Genomic DNA, 17,825 nt, shown 5'->3' with positions numbered 1-17,825 from the left:
GGCAGTCGGCCGTGGCCGCCGCGGCGGTCCGGTCCCTCGGGAGTGCGAAGCGGGTGGAGGGTCACCCAGGCGTCATGCTACCGGCGGCACACCGGCCGGTGGCCGGGGTGCGCAGCCGGTCAGGTGTCGCCGCGGTCGGTCCGGAACGATGTGCCATCGAGGCTGATCCAGGACGCGCGGACGCTGCCGCCGCCCGGGACGCGCAGCCGCACCATGCCCTTCGGCTCAATGTCGAGCTGGAGGCTGCGGCGTTCCGCGTCGGAGGCGACATCAACCGTGCGCGGGGCTTCCGGCCAGTACCCCTCGGGCAGCAGCGCGACCAGCTGTTCGTCGGCGGCCCGGCCGCTCGCCAGTCCGATACGGCCGCAGAACTCCGTGGTGTCCCAGGGGTTGGGGCGGAACTGCGGCGGCTGCTCCTCATCCGGGACGGTCGTGTCGCCGGTCAGCGGAAGGTCGCGCCACTCCGGGTACGGCGCGCGGCGGGCGCGCTCCAGGGTGACGACGCGCTTCTCCAGCTTGGCCAGTCGGCGGCCAAGGTCGGCGATCGTGTCCGGCACCTACTGCTCCTCTCCCTCGCTCGCCTCGTCCTCGGGCTTGTTGGTGCGCTCCAGCTTCAGCGTCACGCGCTCGGCCGTCTCACCCTCGCCGGGCCGTACCGTCCAGCCGACGATCCGGCACCAGCCGTCGTATTCGGTGTGCGGCTCGAACAGGCGGATCCGGACGTCGTCCCCGATGCGCAGGGCCTCGATCGGGGCCGCCGGGTGGTCGATGATCTCCAACTCGGTCAGGGAGGGCAGGACCTGGCGGGCCAGGCGTTCGCGGCGAGCCCGCTGCTTCAGCTTCGCCTCGTCCTTCTCGCTCGTCTCCAGCCGGTATTCCAGGCGCAGGCGGCCGTTGCGTACGCCGTCCACGGCGACCTTGCGCTTCTTGCCCTCGCCCGCGCCGAGCCCGATGACCCACTGGGCGTAGGAGTCGGCGTCCTTGATGACGTGCGGGGTGCCGACCACGTTCGCGCCGGTGGTGAACGTCAGGTCCTCGCGGCGTCGGCCAAGGCGCGGCGCACCGAGGAGGATGCGGCGCTCGGCGCGGCGCCCGCGCCAGGCCACGGACTCCGACCACTCCAGGCCGTCATCGATCTCGGCCATCTCGTCCACCATCTCGCCGAGGTTCCGCGGATCGGTCTTGGATGTGGTGTACGGGTCCTTCGCGGTGCCGGTCTTCGCCTTCGACTTCGTGTCGTCCACGACCACGCCGATGTCGCCGTCCGGCTGGGCCTGCGCGTAGGCCCACACATCGCGGATCACCTCGCACGGGTCCGCTTCGATGTACGGGCCGCGGCCGTCGAGGTTGCCGTGCAGGTCAAAGCGGCGGTGGAGGTAGCTCGTGAACCCGGAGGCTTCGATGGGCAGAGTGTTGCCCTCCGGTTCGGCGCGCCACAGCAGCCCGCCCCAGTCCAGGCGGGCGTTGCGCTCGACGAGGAGCACCGTGTCGCCGGCGTCGAGCGCGCCACCCAGGGAGCGACGGACCGCGGTCGGCAGGGTGGCCTTCAACGAGCCGGGCCCGGATATCTCCGGGCCGTACTCGACCTCGCTCAGCGGCAGGTTCCAGTGCAGAACATCGCCGGTCGCGGCCCGCGCGACGATGTAGCGGTAGTCGGCCATCGTCACGCAGGCCCTTCCGTGAACGCGACGTCGAGCGTGACCGTCGTGCCCTTGGCCACCGTCATGTCCCCGTCCCCGTACCTGTCGTTCTGGTTGATCTCGACGGCCAGGTGCTGGCGGGTGCCCCGGTAGGCGGGCGGCACGGCGAGCGTGTCGGCCAAGGTCACGGACGAGCGGCGGGTGGTGGTGCCGTCGTCGTCCACAACGGTCGGCTTCGCGGCGCGCTCCCCGAGCCGGGTGCGCAGCTCGGCGTAGACCGGTCCCGCTTCGGCACGCAGGCCGGACAGGGTGACGACGATGGCTGCCTCTGTCGCCCATGCGGGGATGTCGAGATCCCAGGCGGCTTCCTTGGGCCAGGCCGCCCACTGGCCGTGCTTGCCGGGCACCTTCTCCGTGATGGTCGGGTGCACGGTGCGCAGGGTGCGCTCGGTGCGCGGGTTGGCCAGCCGCCGCAGATCCGTGATCATCTCGGCGGTGATCGTCGCGGTGTTCCGGGGGATCGTGAGGCGGGCCAGCGGGATCGCGGTCATCTCCCGCAGCGCGGCGGTGTCCTGCGCGCCGATGCTCTGGACGAGGTGGAAGTAGCCGATCTCCTGGCGGCGCGGGTCGCGGTCGCCTTCGAACTCCGGGTCCTCGATGCGCAGCACGAGCAGGTCGGTGCGGGCGACGGGCCCAGTCGGCGGCACGTCGACCACGGTGTCGCCGATATTGGACTGGGTGTAGGCCCCTTGCCACGGCCGGGCACCGTGGATCAGAGCAGAGCCGTCGCCGACGCGGACACCGGGGCCTGGAGTCTCCAGGGGGCGGACCTTCAGGTCCTCACCGCCAGCGACACCCTGCCGGCCTCGGGCCAGGTCGCGGATCATCAGGCGCATCGCGCGGGCGGAGTGGTCGGCCCCTCGCACCATCATCGGGGGTTGCAGCGTCACGAGTGCTCTCCGTTCACAGGGTGGTGTACGCCGATCGCCACGCCACCTCGAGGCGCGCGGTGCCGGACGGGTCGGTCGCGCTCCAGGCGATCTCGGACCGTCCGGGCGGGAGGGTGAACAGGTCGAGACGGGATGCGGGGCTGAGGTCGTTGGCGACGTTGACGGCGCCGTTGCGCAGGGCCCAGCAGGTGCCGGGCCGGGTCTCGATCTCCACCCACTCGCCGTCCCGCAGCGACAGGTCGAGTTCGAGGACGCGGCGGGTGACGGTGTTCCAGATGCGCGGGTCGGCGACTGGGCCGTGCACGCGCAGGCTCGGGTAGGTCGGCACGTCGCCGTGGTTGATGACCCATCCGGGGCGGTCGTCGGCCGGGTGGTGTTGCGGGTCGGCCGGGCGGCGGCAGGCGGCGGGTCGGCCCATTGCCTCATCGACGGTGCGGTCCCCGCTGCGGGGGCGGGCGGCCTGGTCCAGGCCGAGCGTCAGCTTCGACAGCTCGTCGTCGTACCAGCGAGGGTTGTCCAGGCCGACGAATTCGATGTCGAGGGGTATCCACCCGTGCACCGCGTTGGCCGTGCTGGTCGCTTCCATGCGCCGAAGTCGCCCGTACATGCGGCGCGTTGGATGTCCGGGCCACCGGCCCCGCAGGACGTGACGGCCGTCGGGATTGGTACGGGCATCGGGGGTGTCCAAGGCTCGCTCCAGCCGGGCCAGGATCTCGGCGGCCTTCACAGGATCTCCGGGCGTCTTGATGCCCGCCTCGAAGCGCAGGGGACGCGGGCCGTAGAAGTCACGGCCCGGGGCGGTGCCATCGCTGTTGGAGTTGTCGGCGTCCTGCGGCCGGGTGCCGGGCGATCCGAGCCCTTCGACGTTCCCGACCGGGACGTAGCTGCCGGTGCCGAGGACGACGCCGCCGATCTCGTACTGCCACGGGGCGAGTTCGGGACGGCTGTGCTTGTTCGGTGCTGTGGTCATCACACTCTCCCGCCCCGCTGCGCGTTGCGCAGGGTGCGCATCATCTCGTTGCCGATCTGCTCGGGGGTGGCGGAGCTGTCGGTGACGGTGACCGGCATGGTGCCGATCAGCGGCTGCTGTTCGCGCACCACGACGACTTGGACCCGGCCGCCGGCCCGGGCGTCCACCACACGGGCGCGGGCGCGGTCGCTACCGGTGCGGATGTCGAAGGAGCGCACGACACCCGCCATCGCCGCGACGCTGCGGGCCTGCTTGAAGCTGCTGGCGAGCATCGGCGGATAGTCGCGGCTACGAGCGCCGCGTAGGCCGCCGTTGGCGTACCAGTCGACCTGGCCACCGAAGCGGTCAACGACTTCCTCCACGATCGCCTTGCTGCGCTCGCGCTTGGAGGCGGCCAAAGGCACGTAGGCCTCCCCGCCGGTCTCCCGCTCACCCCAGATGCGGTAGCTGCCGGCCGGGGCGATCTGTGCGACGTGCCGCTCGCGGCGGCCTGCGCCGGTGAGCCCGCCGTCGGCGAAGTAGTCGACCACCGCGCCGTCGGCATGCCGCTTGGCGGCGCGGGCCTGTGCCTCGGCCTGCTTCTCGATGGCGTCCGCGATGTTGGTGTTCTGCTCGGCGAGTCCACTGAAGACCGAGACGTGCCGGGTGGTGACCGTAACCTCCTTGCCACGCAGGGCATTGATGCGCTGCTGGATGGAGTCGGCCGCCTTGCGCGGACCGCCGGTGGGCACGGTGACCTTCACGTTCTTCGATCCGGGGACCTTCTCGATCCGGAACCCCAGCGCCTCCAGCTGCTTGCGGGCCTCGGCCGTCGGCGCGCGCACGATGACGGACTTCGCGCCGGGCGTCGAACGGATCTTCGCCTGCACGGCTTCCAGGCTCTTGATCGCCGCGGCGGTCGGCGCCGACACCTTCACGTTCTTCGCGTTCGGGGTCTGCCCGAGCTTGTCGATCAGCACGTCCAGGTTCTTGCGGGCGCCCGCGGTCGGCGCGGTGATCTTGATCTGCCGCGTGCCGGGGACCGTCTTGACGGTGAAGCCGAGGCTGCGCAGCTTCTTCTGCGCGCCGTCGCTCAGGGAGTCGACCTTGATCGTCTTCTGCTTCGGCAGCCGGTGGAACTCGGCCTGCACCGCGATCAGGTTCGCCAGCGTGCTGTCCATGCCCTTGGTCTGGAGCAGCAGCGACACCTTCGACGGCAGCAGGCCGAGGCTGTCGGCGACGCCCTCGGCCTGGACCTTGGTCAGCCCGTAGCTGCGGGCGGCCCGGATCGCTTCCGCGCGTGCCCGGCTCATCTCCCCGCGGGCCTTGGACAGCGCGGCCGGCAGGGTCTCGCCGTTGCGCTTGGCCAGGTCGAAGGTGGCGACGGAAGCGTCGGCCGCCGCGTCGGACAGGGAGGTGAGCTGGGTGTAGAGCTGCTGGCCGTTGCGTGTAGTCGTGTTGAGGGTCTTGTCCTCGTTGACGAGCTGCTTGCCACCGTAGCCCTGGCCCCGGTTGAGGTTCTTGCCGCCCTCTTTCAAGTCGAGGACGGCGCTATTCACCTTGGCCTTGGCGGCCTGGAGGGAGATCTGTCCGCCGGACAGCAGGTCGAGGGCGCTCTTGAGGGACCGGGTGCGGGTGTCGGCTTCGGCGGTCTCGTCGGCGAGGCCGCCGACCGCGCTCTTGAGGCGGTCGTACGCCGAGGTGCCGTCGCTCGCGCCCTTGGTGGCCTTGGCCAGCTCCTTCGCGTTCTTGATGGACTCGGCCATCTCGCCCTTGACGCTGCCCAGGGCGTCTGCGGCGTCCTTGTACTGCTGGCCGACATCGGTGTATTCGAGGGTGCTCACCTTCCCGCCGGCCTTGTCGACGTACTCCTTGTTCTTGTCAGCTGTGGCCTGGAGCTTCTTCTGCAGCGCGTCCAGCGACGTGCCCTGGCCGAGGTAGGCGTCGGTCAGGGAGGAAACCGACACTCCCGCGTCTTCCATCACCTTGGTCAGCTGGCCCTGGCTGACCTTGGTGTCGAGCAGGACCTGAGCGGCCTGCCCGCGTACGTTGCCGTTGACCTGGCCGCCCGACTCCCGCAGCGCGGAGGTCAGCGAGGAGATCCGGGACTGGTGCTCGGCCGCTGCCTGTGCCGCGCGCTGCTGACGGGCCGCGAGCAGCCCCAGGCCGACCGAGACACCGGCCATCGCGATACCGAAGGGGCCGCCCAGGGCCCCGGAGATGCCGGACATGGCGGAGCGCAGGCCCGAACCGGCGGCGCGGGACACTCCGTTCATCGTCCCCATGAACGTCACGCCCGCGCCGTTCGCGCTGCGGAACGCGGCGGTCATGTTGCCGAGGAAGCCGACGCGGGCCTGCACCGCAGCCCAGGCCGCCCCGTACCGGGACAGCGATACGCCCGCGCTCGCGGCCAGGCTCTGCTGGACCCGCATCTGCTGGCTGAAGCTGGTGAAGCCGCTGCGTACGGGGCCGGTGACGGTGTTGGCGAGGTTGGTCAGGCCCGGCTGCGCACGGCGGAAGAGCAGCATCGCCAGGGCCGCCGACTGGATGGGGGCGGGCAGCGCGCCGAAGGCGCTGACGAGACCACCGACGATATGGCCGATGGGGACCAGCACGGCGGACAGTCCGGAGACCGCGTCCATCGCCAGGTTGGCGACGGTCGCGATGATGTCGAGTGTGCCGGCTGCGGCGCCGCCGTCCTGTCCGATTCCGGAGATGGCCTTCAGGATCGGTTCTGCACCGTCGGCGGCATTGCGGAGGACGTCGCCGAGCGTGCGGCCCGCGTTGATCAGCAGGTTCAGGCCGGTGGCCAGAGTGTGTTCACCCAACTCCTTCAGCGGGCCGATCAGCGCCTGGGCCTCATCGATGAGCCCGCCGAGCCCTGCGCTGGTCTTGGCCTTCAGCTCGGGCCCGTACAGCACGGCGAGGTTGCGCCCGTACTCCAGCGCGGTGGTCAGGTACGGCGTGGCACCGGCCATGCCCCGCGTCAGCAGTCGCGTCACCCATTCCAGGCCGGGCGCCATGCCTTCGTAGAGGGCGAGTCCGGTCTGCCGGGCCTGGGTGCGCAGTTGAGTCATCGCGCCGGTCAGGCCCTGGCCGCGCGAGGCGGTGATGGTCGCGGCAGCCCCGGTCTGGCGTACCGCGACCGACAGCGCGTCGAAGGACTCGGTGCCCTGGTGTGCGAGTGCTGCGGCGCCGCTCAGCGCGGGCTTGCCGAACGCCTTGGTGACTCCGGCGGTGAAGTCCTTCTGGGACAAGTCGTGTTCGGCCTTGGACAGACCGTCGATGACAACCCGGAGCCCGCGGAACCTTCCCTCGGCGTCCCAGGCATCGATGCCCAAGTCCTTGAGGGCGCCCTGCATTTTGGGGGTCGGCGCCGCGAGGTTCGCGAAGATCCCGCGCAGGCTGGTTCCGGCCGTCTGACCGAGTATGCCGCTCTTGCCGAGCATGCCGACCGCGGCGGCGGTGTCTTGGAGCGAGACACCGAGAGCGTTGGCGACGGGCCCGGCGTACCGCATCGAGTAGTAGATGTCGGTGATCGAGCCCGAGGCGTTGTTGGCCGTGGCGGCCAAGGTGTCCGAGGCGCGTGCCGCCTGGTCGGCACCAAGACCGTACTGGTCCATGATGTCGCCCAAGTACTTGGCCGACGTGGCGGCGTTAACGTCGGCCGCTGAGGCGAGCTGGAGTGAGGCCCGGACGGCGTCGATGGACTGGTCCGCCCGGAAACCGGCCTTGCTCAGTTCGACCATGCCCTCGGCGGCGTCAGCCGCCGTCGAGCCGGGCAGCGACAGGTCGTTGCCGAGTTCCTGCGCCACGACCGCGGCGCGCTTCATCTGCGAGGCGGTGGCCGAGGTGACCGCCCGGAACAGATTCATCTGCTTCTGGTAGCGGTTGCCTTCCTGGATCATTTCGCCCGCGCCGAGCAGCAGGCCGCCACCGGCGAGCATGTTGGTGGCGGATATGCCGCGCCGTCCCGCGCCGGCGGTCGCCCGCTGGAGCCGGGACATGGACCGTGCGCCGTCGTCCCCCGCCGAGCGCAGCGCCGCACGGGCGGCCCCGGCACGGGCGGTGATCCGGTTCAGCTCACCGACGGCGCCGCGGGCGGAACGATTCAGCGCGGCGAACTGCGAAGCGAGGCGGGCCCCGTTGGCGTCCAATCGGGCCAGGGATCGGTTCGCGGCGTCGGTGCGGTCCCCCAGGGTCCGCATCTGCGCGGAGGCAGCACGGGTTCCCGCGATCAGGTCGCGGACCTCGGCGCGCATCGCGACCGTGAGGGTGAACCCGGCCACCGCGGCGGCCTCCTTACGTGGTGCGGGGGTGGATCAGGGGCGCGGCTCGTACTGCTCGCGCGGGAGGAGCTGGATCTTCACGCCGTAGCCGGACCGGTCCGAAGGCACGTGATCGCGTTCCTGCTCGATCAGCTCGCAGCCTGGGCAGCGCAGGGTGTCGGTGACGTAGGCGTGGGGGTCGCCGCCTCGCTCGCGGTCCCACTCCTCCAGCCGGGTGTGGCACTCCGGACACACCGACCGCTGCCACTCCGCCCAGGCCAACGCCTTGGCCCGGTCGAGGTCGGACCAGCGGCCATCGCCGCCGAGGAACTGCGAGTGCGGGATGCCATACCGCTCGCACAGCTCCAATTCGGCGCGCAGGCCGGCGTCACGGCTCAGCCTTTTCCCAGCTCGACCCGGCTCTCCTGCTGGATCTGCCAGGCGGCGTCCCACAGCGCGTTGGCGTCCGGAGCCGACCAGCCGTTCAGCAGCTCCTCGGCCTCCTCACGGCTCATGCCGTCCACGGAGGCCGCCGCCACCAGCGCCGCGGGGAAGGTGTCGGCGTTGAAGATCGCCCCCTCCTCCGCCTGCTGTTCGGTGGGCGGGTGCTCGGAGATCAGCTCCTCCAGCACCGGGCGCGGCAGTGCGCGGAAGGTCAGGAACTCCGAGGCAACGTCGAGCGCCGCCAGGGCCTGGTCCCGCGCCGCATCGGCGTCGGTTGCCTGGCGCGCGGCCAGTTCGTCACCCGGGTTGGCCTCGGCGACGAACCGGGCACGGCGGGCGGCCTGCTCGGCCTCTTCGTACTGCTGGCGCAGCTCGGCGTCATCGCAGATGCGGAGCCGGTTCTGCGGGCGGGCTCGGCGGCGGAGCCGTTCCATCTTGGCCGACCACGCCCCCTCCGCCGCCGTGGCGGAGGGGGACGGGCGCTTGGCCTGTGCGGGGCGCGACACGATCAGCCCTCGTCGGCGTCGTGCTCGCGGACCGTCGCCTCGGTCTTGGTCTTCGTGGTGCTGACCACGGTCACGTCGACGTGGTCACCGTCGTGGCCGTGCCCGTGGTCGTCGTCGCAGTCCTCGTCCGGCAGCGGACGGGGATGGGCCTGCGGCACCGGGCGGTCGAGTGACGGCTCGTCGGTGATCGTGAAGTCCACCTTGAACTTCGCGGCTTCGTTGCCGGTGCTGTACGTCGCGGCGCGGGTGGCGACCTGCACGGGGAACACGTCCACCGAGCGGGAGCCGGGCAGGTCGCCCTTGCGGAGCAGGATGATGTAGCCCTTCGCGCCCTTGGGGAGCTGCTGCTCGATCGCGTCGGAGAAGCGGTCCTCGTAGAACGTCAGGCTGGAGTTCTCGGCCTTGTCGTTGCCCGGGATCGAGGAGTTGAAGGTCGAGCCCATGTCGGGGGTCTCGATGGGGTCGTTCTCCAGCGCCCAGCCCTCGATGTCCGAGACGGCGTCGGTCAGGCCGAAGGCGTTGGTGATCTCTGGGCGGCTGGGGTACTTCGGGTCGTTGAGGTCCTTGGACCACAGGATCTTGGAGATGCCGCGCCGCAGAAATCGGGTCTGGGTCTTCTTCGTGCTCGTGGACACAGGTCCGCTCCCACTTCTGGGGCAGCGTCCCGTGCCGAGGCCCTGCCCCTTGAGGTTCAAAGGGGGTTCGCCTGGCCTGGGGCCTAGCGTCCGCGCGGGCCTCCGCGGTGAGGATCAGAAGAATCGATTCTTCATGCTGGGGTCACGGTGATCGTGACCCGCTGCACGTAGGACACGATAGCGCCTGCCGCCGACACCGAGGGCTCTCCTCCGGCGTCGTAGGTCAACTCCCGGTCGATGACGCGTGCTTCGGGAACGTGCAGGTCGTGGGTCCAGCGTCCGTCGGTCCGGCCGACGACGCCGGCGCGTACGCGGTCGGCCAGCCACTCGACCTGATCGGCTCGTTCCCCGACCGAGGTGACCTGGTAGGACCAGGAGGCATCGGCGTGCCAGTCCCACAGGGGTGGGCCTGCGAACTCGGCGGGCAGCGAGTCGAGGATCGTGTACGGGACGGGCGCGGGCTCCCAGCCGGATTTCCCCTGAACGCGCGGGAGTTCACCGACACCGCAAGGGCGGCCCGTGGTGTGCTCCAGGAGGGCGGCGAGCGCGCGGGTCACCGGAAGACGAGCGATCACGGCAGCACCCCGTCGGCCAGGGCCTGGATGAACGCCGGTTCGGTTTGCTGGAACGCGGGCTCGACGTGCGGGAACGGCGGCTGCCGGTAGTGCCGCCCGAGGCTGTCGACGCCGACGAAGCCGTATTCCAGTCGTCGCGCCTGCGGGGCGTCGGAGAACACCTCGGCGGTGACCTCGCCGCCAGCGGTGCGCATCCGCACGTCCCAGGAGGCGCGGTACTGCCCGGTGATCACGTTCGGTCCGGGCCTGCCGCTCGCGTTCCGCTGGATGCGGACCCGCAGCAGCGTGGCGTGGTGCCGGGTGATCGTCCGCGTGCGGGCGCGGGTGGCGGGACCCATCCGGGCCAGGGCGGCGGCCAGCGCGATCGGATCACGGAACGCGGTCGCGTCCGGGTGGGCGTTGGGGTGCGGGTTCGCCGGTGCCATCAGTCGATCACCTGCACCCTGACGATGCGCACCACGCTATAGGTGCCCACGGTCTCGTCCGAGACGCGGAAGCGGCGGCCGATCAGCTGAGGATCACGCGGCCCGCCGGGCCTCACCGATCCGGCCACGCGCACCACGTCGTCCGGCCGGAGTTCCGGAGCATCAACGGGGAGCACGGCCTGGTAGTCCGTCGTGGGCGGCTCGACTGCGACGGCACCGCTCAGCGGCCGGGTGATCGCGGGACGGCCCAGCGGCATCACGGCGCCGAGCCCGTCCCAGACCAAGCACTCGTCAGGCGTCGGGGACACGAGCTGCCCGGTGGCTTCGTCCAGCACATCGTCCGCGCGGCCGGCGCCGTCCCGCCACACTTCGAGCTTGTCGTCCAGGATGCGGCCGACAACCCGGCGTGCACCCTCCACGTCAAAGGCCACGCGCCCACTCCACGAGCTGGGTGAGCATCGCCTGAGTCAGGGAGTGCGGGCCGGTACCGAGGTCGGGCCTGGCCAGCGCAACCCGCTCCAGTTCCGCAGCGTCAATCGCCGCCAGAAAGACGGCGGCGGCCGGGCCGGGGTCGGGCACGTCGGCAACAGCGACACGGGCCATGCCCTCGAAGATGGTTTCGACGTGGTCCCCGGAGTAGAGGACCACCTGCGGCGGCTCTCCTTCTCGGTGGCTGACGGTGTAGCCACTCAACGCACCCGGGTCTACCCGCCGCCCGTCGATCTCGATCGCGGCCTTCGCGCCGCGAGCGGTGATCTGTACTCGGTGCACGTTCTCGTCGCTGTCGTGATCCATTCCCACGACGCTAGAACGGCTGTCGGACAGCCCTGCCAGTACGATATCTACGCGATCCGGCACGTGGACGGGGAGGTGCCCATGGGGGCACGTACGCCGTGGTGGTACCGCGTGCCGACCAAGCCACTTGGGATCATCGTCACCTGCGCCGTCGCCATCGCGATCATCGTCAGCACGCCCGACATCGCAACAGGCGGCATCGTCGCCGCCATATTCGCGGGCGGCTGCGCCGGCCTCCTCACACAGTTCGTTCAGGGCGCGGCGCAGGCCCGCTACGACGAGCGTTCACAACAGGAGTGACGCCCGCCTACCGATGAGCGGGATCACCTCTCCCCGCCATTTCCCCCAAACGCCCCGAGCGCGTGTGCTCTGCGAACAGCAGGATTCCGAGTGCCCCGCCAGCCAGCGTGATGGAGCCGTCGGTAGCTGCGGCCACTGCGTCTTGCAGGTCCCACCACTCCACAGTCATGCCGTTCTCGTTGCCGCTGAGCTTCCGCTCGCCGGGGGTGAGATCCATCGCCGCGAACAGGTGAAGGCGTACGGTCGAGCGGTTCAGCAGGCGTGTCACGGTGAGGGGGGTGAGCTGCTGCGCGATCACGCCTGCTTCTTCCTCCAGTTCGCGTCGGGCTGCCTCCTGTGGGTCTTCTCCCGGCTCGATCGTTCCGCCGGGGAGGTTGAGGGTGTCGCCGTGCAGGTAGTGCCAGACGCGGACGAGTGCGATCTTTCCGTCTCCACGCTGGGCGACGACGGCCGCGCCATGCCCGATCTCTTGGTACTCGAACACGGTCCGCTGCCGTCGGGCCGCGTGACGTCGTCCCGTCTGATGCAGAAGTCCTGGGTACGCACGGGCTCCAGGTGGCCATGGCGGGTCCAGCCGCCGCCAGGTTGGTGGGTCACTTCACTCCTTGGGTAGGGCGAGGTGCGTGGGTTCTAGGATCCGCAACTTCGTTAGCAATGAAGGCAGTTCGTTAGCAGTGGATTGGCAAATCCGCGATGTCGTTGACAATGGCTACTTTCAGTAGTGGTCCCCTTTGAGGCCATTTCGATCGTCGTTCAGTCTGTTGCTGGTCGTCCGCACGGTGCCCGGCAGGGCGGTACGGCGCGCGGGCAGCGCCCGCCGTACGGGCAAGATGCCCACGGCGTCGCCGGGATCAGATGTGGGGTCATACGGGCCTGGTCGCCTCACCGACGGTCCATCTCGCTTACCCCTGGAACTCGATCACGGAGAAGCCTTCACCGTCGCCGATCGCCAGCATCGGCCCGGCAAATGCGAGAGAGAGGACCTTCGACCGGCGGCGCAGAGTCGCCAGGCATGTCGCCGAGGTCGGGCCCCACAGTCGCACTGTGGCGTCATCGCTCCCCGAAGCCAGCAGCAGTTCGCCGTGTGGAGTGCGGCCAAAGGCCATCGCATCCACTGCGCCGGTGTGGCCCTGCAACGGTTGACCAATCAGGGTGCCGCTGATCAGATCCCATACCCCGATCGTCCCGTCACGGCTGCCGTAAGACACAAGCAGTCGGCCCTCCGGGGAAACGCCGAACGCTAGCGAGCTCACGATGTCGTCATGGCCGTACAGCGGTTCGCAAATCGGAGCGCCGCTGCCCAGATCCCACGCGCGCACCGTGCCCGCATAGTTCCCGCCGACCAGCAACAGTCGACCTTCTGGTGAGGCACCCAACGCCATGGAGACATACCCCGAGGGGAGGCGGCCGGGTTTGCCGACGGCGGAGCCCGTGGCCTCGTCCCACACTCGAACAACATCAGAGTGGTCGCCCGATGCCAGCAGCAATCGTCCCTCTGCCGAGGTGCCGAACGCTAGCGACCCCACCGAGCTGCGGTGGTGGGCGTACACCGGTTCGATGATTGGGCTACCGCCAATGGGGTCCCACACCGCTACTGTTCCGTCCCGGCCGCCAGAGGCAAGTACGAGTTGGCCCTCCGGCGTGTTGCCGAACGCCATCGAATCCACCGCATCGTCGTGGACAACAAGGGGTTCCCCGACCAGGGTGTCACTGACCGGGTCCCACACCCGGACCAAGCCGGCTTCGTCACCACAGGCAAGCAGCAGTCGGCCCTCCAGGGAGACGCCGAACGTCACCGCAAGGACCGGGGCCTGGTATTCGGTCATCGGCTCGCTGACTTCAGCGTCGCTGGCTGGCCACCACAGCCGCGTCATCTCGTCACGACCGCCAGACGCCAGCAGGAGTTGGCCCTCCCTTGAGGTGCCGAACGCGAGTGATAGCACCGAGCGAGTGCTGCCGTGCAGCGGCGTGCTGGCCGGAGCGCCGGTCAAAGGGTCCCGTATCAGCACAGTCCCGTAGTGGTCGCCCGAGGCCAGCAGTAGTCGCCCCTCGGGGGAAGTTCCGAACGCCAGCGAATAGACGTGGCCGGTGTTGCCGATGAGTGGGTCGCTGACCGCGGCGGCACTGACCGGGTCCCAGACCCGCACCGTCCCCTCACTGTCGCCCGTGGCGAGCAGGCAACGGCCGTCTGGTGTGGTTCCGAACGCCAGGGCGTGCACGGAGCTGTGCTCGCCTGCCGCAGGCTCGCTGACCACAATGCCGATGGCCGGGTCCCACACCCGCACCGGCCCCAATAGGGCGCAGGTAGCTATCAGCAGACGGCCCGCAGGAGTGCTGCCGAGCGCCACTGCGAAGATCGGGCCCTGGTGACCCGGGAGTGGTGCGCCGACCGCGGCCCCAGTGACCGGGTCCCACACCTGCACCGTGTTCTCGAATTCGCTCAGGGCCAGCAGCCGGCGCCCCTCTGGGGTGGGTATCCACACGACTCTGCGAACCTGGCCGGGATAGCCGGTGAGTGGCTCGCCGACGGCGGCGCCAGTGGCCGGGTCCCACAGCTGTACCGTCCCGCCTTCGTCGCCAGCGGCAAGCAGCAACTGACCATCCAGCGTGGCGGTGAACGCTACCTGCACATCACCGCGGTGGCCGGTGAGCGGCTCGCCGACGGCGGCGCCAGTGGCCGGGTCCCACAGCTGTACCGTCCCGCCTTCGTCGCCAGCGGCAAGCAGCAGCCGACCATCCGGCGTGGCGGTGATCGCCACCGAGACGACCCATCCGTTATGCCCCTTGAAGGTGAGCAGGCTGTCATCACGAAAGGCTTTGGCCATGCGGGTGTGGTACAGCGGGAGAATCCCGGTGGAACCTTCCGGGACAGGGGCGCCTGTGACGACGAGGGTGGCCTCTTCAAGGTAGGCGGCGTTAGCGCGGGCATCCTCGCTGAGCAAGGGGCGGACGCGTCGGTAGAGACGTGCTCTGTTGCGTAGGTGCGGGGCGGTGGGGGTGAGAAGGGGGGTGAGGGTGGCGGGGTCGGCCACCGCGAGGAAGTCGAGGTCATGCACGAGCAGGGACAGGGCATCGAGGCTGGCAGCAGCTGCGTGCTGCCCCAGGTAGGTACGCAGATAGGGGTGGGCAGCGAGCCAGTTTCGGCGGCCGGGTGCGTCGGATGGCACGGTACGCAGAAGCGCGTGGGTGATGGCCTGCTGTGTCCTAGCTCGGCGCTGCTGCCAGGCATCGCCAGACACAGGGTCGGCATTATTCTGCTCGACACTGGGTTGGCCGCGGAGATGGGCGGCGATGAGGTCGTGGAAGGGCCGGAAGACTGACCGCCCGCCTGGTCCGAGGTCCTCGACGATGTAGGCCCCGGCTTTGTCCAACAACCAGCGCACGTCCGCGTCGCTGATCGGTCTGCCCTCGCCTGGCCCTTCCTCTCCCTGATCGGCTAGTGCCTGAGCGACGGAGACCCAGAGGTTCTCCCAGGGCAGGCCGGGACCGTTAGCCCAGGCCAAGGCCTCCAGCAAGGCGTGGGCCAGAGGCGTCTTATTACCCGTCAAGCGGGTCAGATCTTCGTCGAAGGCATCACCCACACTCGCTGGCAACTGGGACTGCCAGTCGTTGGTGACGTCGACCACCTCGGCGCGTTCGCGTACGGCCCGGGCCAGCAACTGGCCGATGAGGAAGGACTCGGCGACGCGGCCTCGGCCGGTTGAAGCTGTGGCTTGATGGGCGATCGCCTCGGCAACTGCGGCAGCAACGTCATCCGGTCGACCATCTGCTGCGTGGCGGGCCGGTTGATAAGGGGTGGTGATGCCTTCGCGGGAGGCGAGCAGCAGTTGGCGGATGTAGTCGACCAGGGCATCTGGATCAAGGTAGGGCTCGGTGTCCAGATCGATGGTTAGGTCGGCCTCGCCAATGTGGGTGAGCCCATGACTGCGCACGCCAACCAAAACCTTCAGATCGTGTCGACGCGTCAGCGGCAGGAGCAGGCTGCCGAGTAGAGTCGCGACGGAGTTAGCTTCATCGACGGCGTCGACGACCACGACCCGCCCAACGTCAATGGGGTTGGACTCCAGGTTTTCGAGCAGGCCCGAGGCGGTGTCGGCGTCGCGGCCGAGCCCCGCCGCGATCGCGCGGGCGACCTGGTCGGTGGTTAGGCCGCGGGCGTGAACGGAGACGAGCGAAGTGTCTGTCTGGAGCAGGGTCGCCGTGAGGGTAATCAGTCGGTCGGGCCCTGCCGACGCGAGCAGCCGCTCACGGTCGGGCCCTCTACTGAGATAGACAGTCAGAGAAAGCAGCGCCGATTTGCCTGTGCCCGGGCTGCCTGTGACGACAGCGAGCCCCCCGCGCTGCGGGCCAGTCATCCACTTCGCGAGGTCCTCCGCAGCGCGAATGCGTCCGGTCCTGCCGGTGAGGTAGAAGCCGTTGGTGGACTCCTGCGGCGTGCCGCGCAGCCGGGACAGCCAATGCTGCTCGGCCACCGTGACGCCCGGGATGCCAGGGTCGAGGATGGGGAAGAACGGCGGAGGCTCTTCCACCCCCGCAGCCGGTGCGAAAACGCGGACCCGCTGCCCCTCGCTGGCATGCGCGTTGTTGATGGCTTGCGCGATGATATCTGGGTGGATATATGGCGGGGCTGAGGTCGTGCCGGTCGGCGGCTTCCGCAGTGCCTTGGCGAATTCCTTGGCGAAGACTCCCTCCTGGGCATACTCGAGTGGGCCCGAGCTAACCATGACCCAGGTGTTGGGATTGCCGATTCCCTGGACAGCGGCGCGGATCACCTCAATGCCGCCGGCTCCAGCGAAGCAGCAATCGAGAATGAGCAACACCGTCGGCTGGGCTGCTTCGAGCCCTTCCCCCTCGTCCCGGCGGGTGAGCAGCTCGCATAGGTCCGTTGCCATGAGCGTGGAGCGGGTCAGCGCACCTGGAAGGTAGTCCCGCAGAACGAGATAATAGCTACCTCTCTCGGGTTGGAGCCCATGGCCGGTGTAGTAGACGATCACGACATTCGCTGCACGCGCGGCCTGTTGCACCGCCTTGCATAGCTCCTCGCGCCCGGGGTCAATGCAATAACCCGGAGCGTGGCTTACCGCGGCAACACCTCGCTCTTCAAGTGCCTCAACGACCGTCTTCAACGCAGTGGGGACTTTTGTCAGCGTCTGGAACAGGTGGCTGGCCCGGTAAGTCTCTGTACCGGCGGCCAGCAGCACCCGCTCGGGCAACTTGGATGGATCAGGCAAGGGCTGCACCGAGCGCGCTCCCTGTCTGCTTGGCGCCTAGGTAGCGGTTGACGGCGTGCGGTTGATCACCGTTGTCGACCAGACGGTCATCGACTTTCACGTTCGGCGGTGATCCGGAGAACAGCTCAGCGAGATCCTTACGCAGGGCGACGACGTCGTTGGGATCGGCAACGTTGACCCAGCCCGCTACGCCGCCCGGCCAGGCACCCTTCCCATCGGTCGGTGTGGGAGTGAGCCGGTCGAAGATCAGATTGGGGATCCCTAGCGGCGACCCGAGGGTCACCAGGAGCTCCACAGAGGTTGGCCGACATTGATACAGGTACTCATACGCAACCACGGATCCTAGAGAGTGTCCGATCAGAACGCGCGTGTCGTCGCTGATCTCCGCCTGCACGCGCTTCAGCACGCGTTCCTTTATCGAGGCACACGAAAGGAACCGCGTGACCTGTTTGAGGTCACCGACCAATGCCCGCTCTGCGATTCCGGCGAACGCACGCGCGCGCAGCATTCGCTCCACCATGACCTGCGCTGCGACCCGGCCTGGGCCCATGACCTCTTCCGGCGGTCCGAGTGACGGATCCTGGGCCACTGTGGCGCGGTAAAACTCATTCAGCAGGTCACGCTCCAGACCAGTCTGGACATCTGCGGATGTGTATGGCGGGTCGTGTGCCGCCATCGCACCTCGTGGGCGGAACAAGTCCCCGAAGAACACAACCCGCACATCGCTGGCCGTCAGCCTTTGCGCCGCAGATTGCTGTCCTGCGGCAACCAAGCCGTCTCGCAGTGCGTCATACCAGAGTGACGCGAGTTGATAGCCGCCGCTGTACTGCTGCGCGATCCCATGTATCCCCGCAATCGCCGCCATATCAACAATTCTCTGCTGAACCGCCCGGGAAAGCTCGGCCACCAGGGCCAACCGGATGAAGTCGAGCAGCGTCCGCGTAACAACTGCGCCGAGTCGTTCCCAGGTCCGGCAGACAGTGAAGGACATGGAGGAAGGGATCTTGCTCACCCATGCGGGGATGTTCGCTAGCGGGCTGTCACAGAGCCCCGAATCTGGATCTCACCCTGAGTGACCGTCCTCAGGGTCACAAATCGCCGGTTGCT

At 69.0% G+C, this 17,825-nt stretch carries 16 protein-coding genes; 1 reads left to right on the top strand and 15 read right to left on the bottom strand.

The annotated features are described in order from the left end of the window. Positions 1-119 precede the first annotated feature (119 nt). The 12 genes from ACQEVG_RS06830 to ACQEVG_RS06775 form a co-directional block, all read right to left on the bottom strand. A complete protein-coding gene (locus ACQEVG_RS06830) occupies positions 120-557 on the bottom strand; it encodes a hypothetical protein (RefSeq protein ID WP_432978527.1) in 438 nt (145 codons plus the stop codon). Beyond that, on the bottom strand, positions 558-1,667 hold the full coding sequence (locus ACQEVG_RS06825; protein WP_432978524.1) for a hypothetical protein: 1,110 nt from the start codon (positions 1,665-1,667) through the stop codon (positions 558-560). Beyond that, positions 1,664-2,590 (bottom strand): hypothetical protein, encoded by a 927-nt coding sequence (locus ACQEVG_RS06820; protein WP_432978521.1) that lies wholly within the window; start codon positions 2,588-2,590, stop codon positions 1,664-1,666. Before ACQEVG_RS06820 ends, ACQEVG_RS06825 begins: the two co-directional genes overlap by 4 nt. A 13-nt stretch (positions 2,591-2,603) precedes the next feature. Continuing rightward, positions 2,604-3,560 carry a phage distal tail protein gene (locus ACQEVG_RS06815; protein ID WP_432978518.1) on the bottom strand — a complete coding sequence of 319 codons (957 nt, stop codon included), beginning with the start codon at positions 3,558-3,560 and terminating at the stop codon, positions 2,604-2,606. Further along, positions 3,560-7,828, bottom strand: a complete 4,269-nt coding sequence (locus ACQEVG_RS06810) for a phage tail tape measure protein (protein WP_432978515.1) — start codon at positions 7,826-7,828, stop codon at positions 3,560-3,562. The genes ACQEVG_RS06815 and ACQEVG_RS06810 overlap by 1 nt, the downstream gene beginning before the upstream one ends. Positions 7,829-7,861: 33 nt before the next feature. Then, positions 7,862-8,176, bottom strand: coding sequence for a hypothetical protein (locus ACQEVG_RS06805; RefSeq protein ID WP_432978512.1), 315 nt, complete (start codon positions 8,174-8,176; stop codon positions 7,862-7,864). 26 nt (positions 8,177-8,202) lie between these two features. After that, on the bottom strand, positions 8,203-8,757 hold the full coding sequence (locus tag ACQEVG_RS06800; protein WP_432978509.1) for a hypothetical protein: 555 nt from the start codon (positions 8,755-8,757) through the stop codon (positions 8,203-8,205). Between the two features lie 2 nt (positions 8,758-8,759). Continuing rightward, on the bottom strand, positions 8,760-9,392 hold the full coding sequence (locus tag ACQEVG_RS06795; RefSeq protein ID WP_383365727.1) for a hypothetical protein: 633 nt from the start codon (positions 9,390-9,392) through the stop codon (positions 8,760-8,762). Between the two features lie 131 nt (positions 9,393-9,523). Next, positions 9,524-9,967, bottom strand: coding sequence for a hypothetical protein (locus tag ACQEVG_RS06790; RefSeq protein WP_383365724.1), 444 nt, complete (start codon positions 9,965-9,967; stop codon positions 9,524-9,526). Continuing rightward, positions 9,964-10,392 (bottom strand): HK97 gp10 family phage protein, encoded by a 429-nt coding sequence (locus ACQEVG_RS06785; RefSeq protein WP_432978504.1) that lies wholly within the window; start codon positions 10,390-10,392, stop codon positions 9,964-9,966. Before ACQEVG_RS06785 ends, ACQEVG_RS06790 begins: the two co-directional genes overlap by 4 nt. After that, positions 10,392-10,823, bottom strand: coding sequence for a DUF6093 family protein (locus tag ACQEVG_RS06780; RefSeq protein WP_383365719.1), 432 nt, complete (start codon positions 10,821-10,823; stop codon positions 10,392-10,394). The genes ACQEVG_RS06785 and ACQEVG_RS06780 overlap by 1 nt, the downstream gene beginning before the upstream one ends. Beyond that, positions 10,813-11,187: a hypothetical protein gene (locus ACQEVG_RS06775; RefSeq protein ID WP_399102862.1), complete on the bottom strand. Its 375-nt coding sequence runs from the start codon at positions 11,185-11,187 to the stop codon at positions 10,813-10,815. The genes ACQEVG_RS06780 and ACQEVG_RS06775 overlap by 11 nt, the downstream gene beginning before the upstream one ends. Positions 11,188-11,268: 81 nt before the next feature. Here ACQEVG_RS06775 and ACQEVG_RS06770 point away from each other — a divergent pair, with 81 nt between their 5' ends. Continuing rightward, entirely contained in the window at positions 11,269-11,487 is a 219-nt protein-coding gene (locus ACQEVG_RS06770; protein WP_383365715.1) for a hypothetical protein, read from the top strand. Positions 11,488-11,494: 7 nt separating this feature from the next. Here the strand turns inward: ACQEVG_RS06770 and ACQEVG_RS06765 are convergent, their stop codons facing one another. The 3 genes from ACQEVG_RS06765 to ACQEVG_RS06755 form a co-directional block, all read right to left on the bottom strand. After that, a complete protein-coding gene (locus tag ACQEVG_RS06765; protein WP_432978499.1) occupies positions 11,495-11,971 on the bottom strand; it encodes an NUDIX domain-containing protein in 477 nt (158 codons plus the stop codon). 418 nt (positions 11,972-12,389) lie between these two features. After that, complete coding sequence (locus ACQEVG_RS06760) at positions 12,390-16,727, bottom strand: caspase family protein (protein ID WP_432978496.1); 4,338 nt, start codon at positions 16,725-16,727, stop codon at positions 12,390-12,392. Continuing rightward, positions 16,711-17,730 carry a hypothetical protein gene (locus ACQEVG_RS06755; RefSeq protein ID WP_432978493.1) on the bottom strand — a complete coding sequence of 340 codons (1,020 nt, stop codon included), beginning with the start codon at positions 17,728-17,730 and terminating at the stop codon, positions 16,711-16,713. The genes ACQEVG_RS06760 and ACQEVG_RS06755 overlap by 17 nt, the downstream gene beginning before the upstream one ends. Positions 17,731-17,825: the final 95 nt, after the last annotated feature.

This window comes from Streptomyces sp. CA-135486 (genome assembly GCF_050936555.1).
In the GTDB taxonomy this organism is placed as follows: domain Bacteria; phylum Actinomycetota; class Actinomycetes; order Streptomycetales; family Streptomycetaceae; genus Streptomyces.
This window is presented reverse-complemented; position numbering and strand designations above follow the sequence as displayed.

Excerpts from the sequence above, each read along its gene's own strand:
- ACQEVG_RS06815 (WP_432978518.1), bottom strand. The coding sequence starts at position 3,560 with ATGACCACAGCACCGAACAAGCACAGCCGTCCCGAACTCGCCCCGTGG.
- ACQEVG_RS06785 (WP_432978504.1), bottom strand. The coding sequence starts at position 10,392 with ATGGCACCGGCGAACCCGCACCCCAACGCCCACCCGGACGCGACCGCG.
- ACQEVG_RS06775 (WP_399102862.1), bottom strand. The coding sequence starts at position 11,187 with ATGGATCACGACAGCGACGAGAACGTGCACCGAGTACAGATCACCGCT.
- ACQEVG_RS06770 (WP_383365715.1), top strand. The coding sequence starts at position 11,269 with ATGGGGGCACGTACGCCGTGGTGGTACCGCGTGCCGACCAAGCCACTT.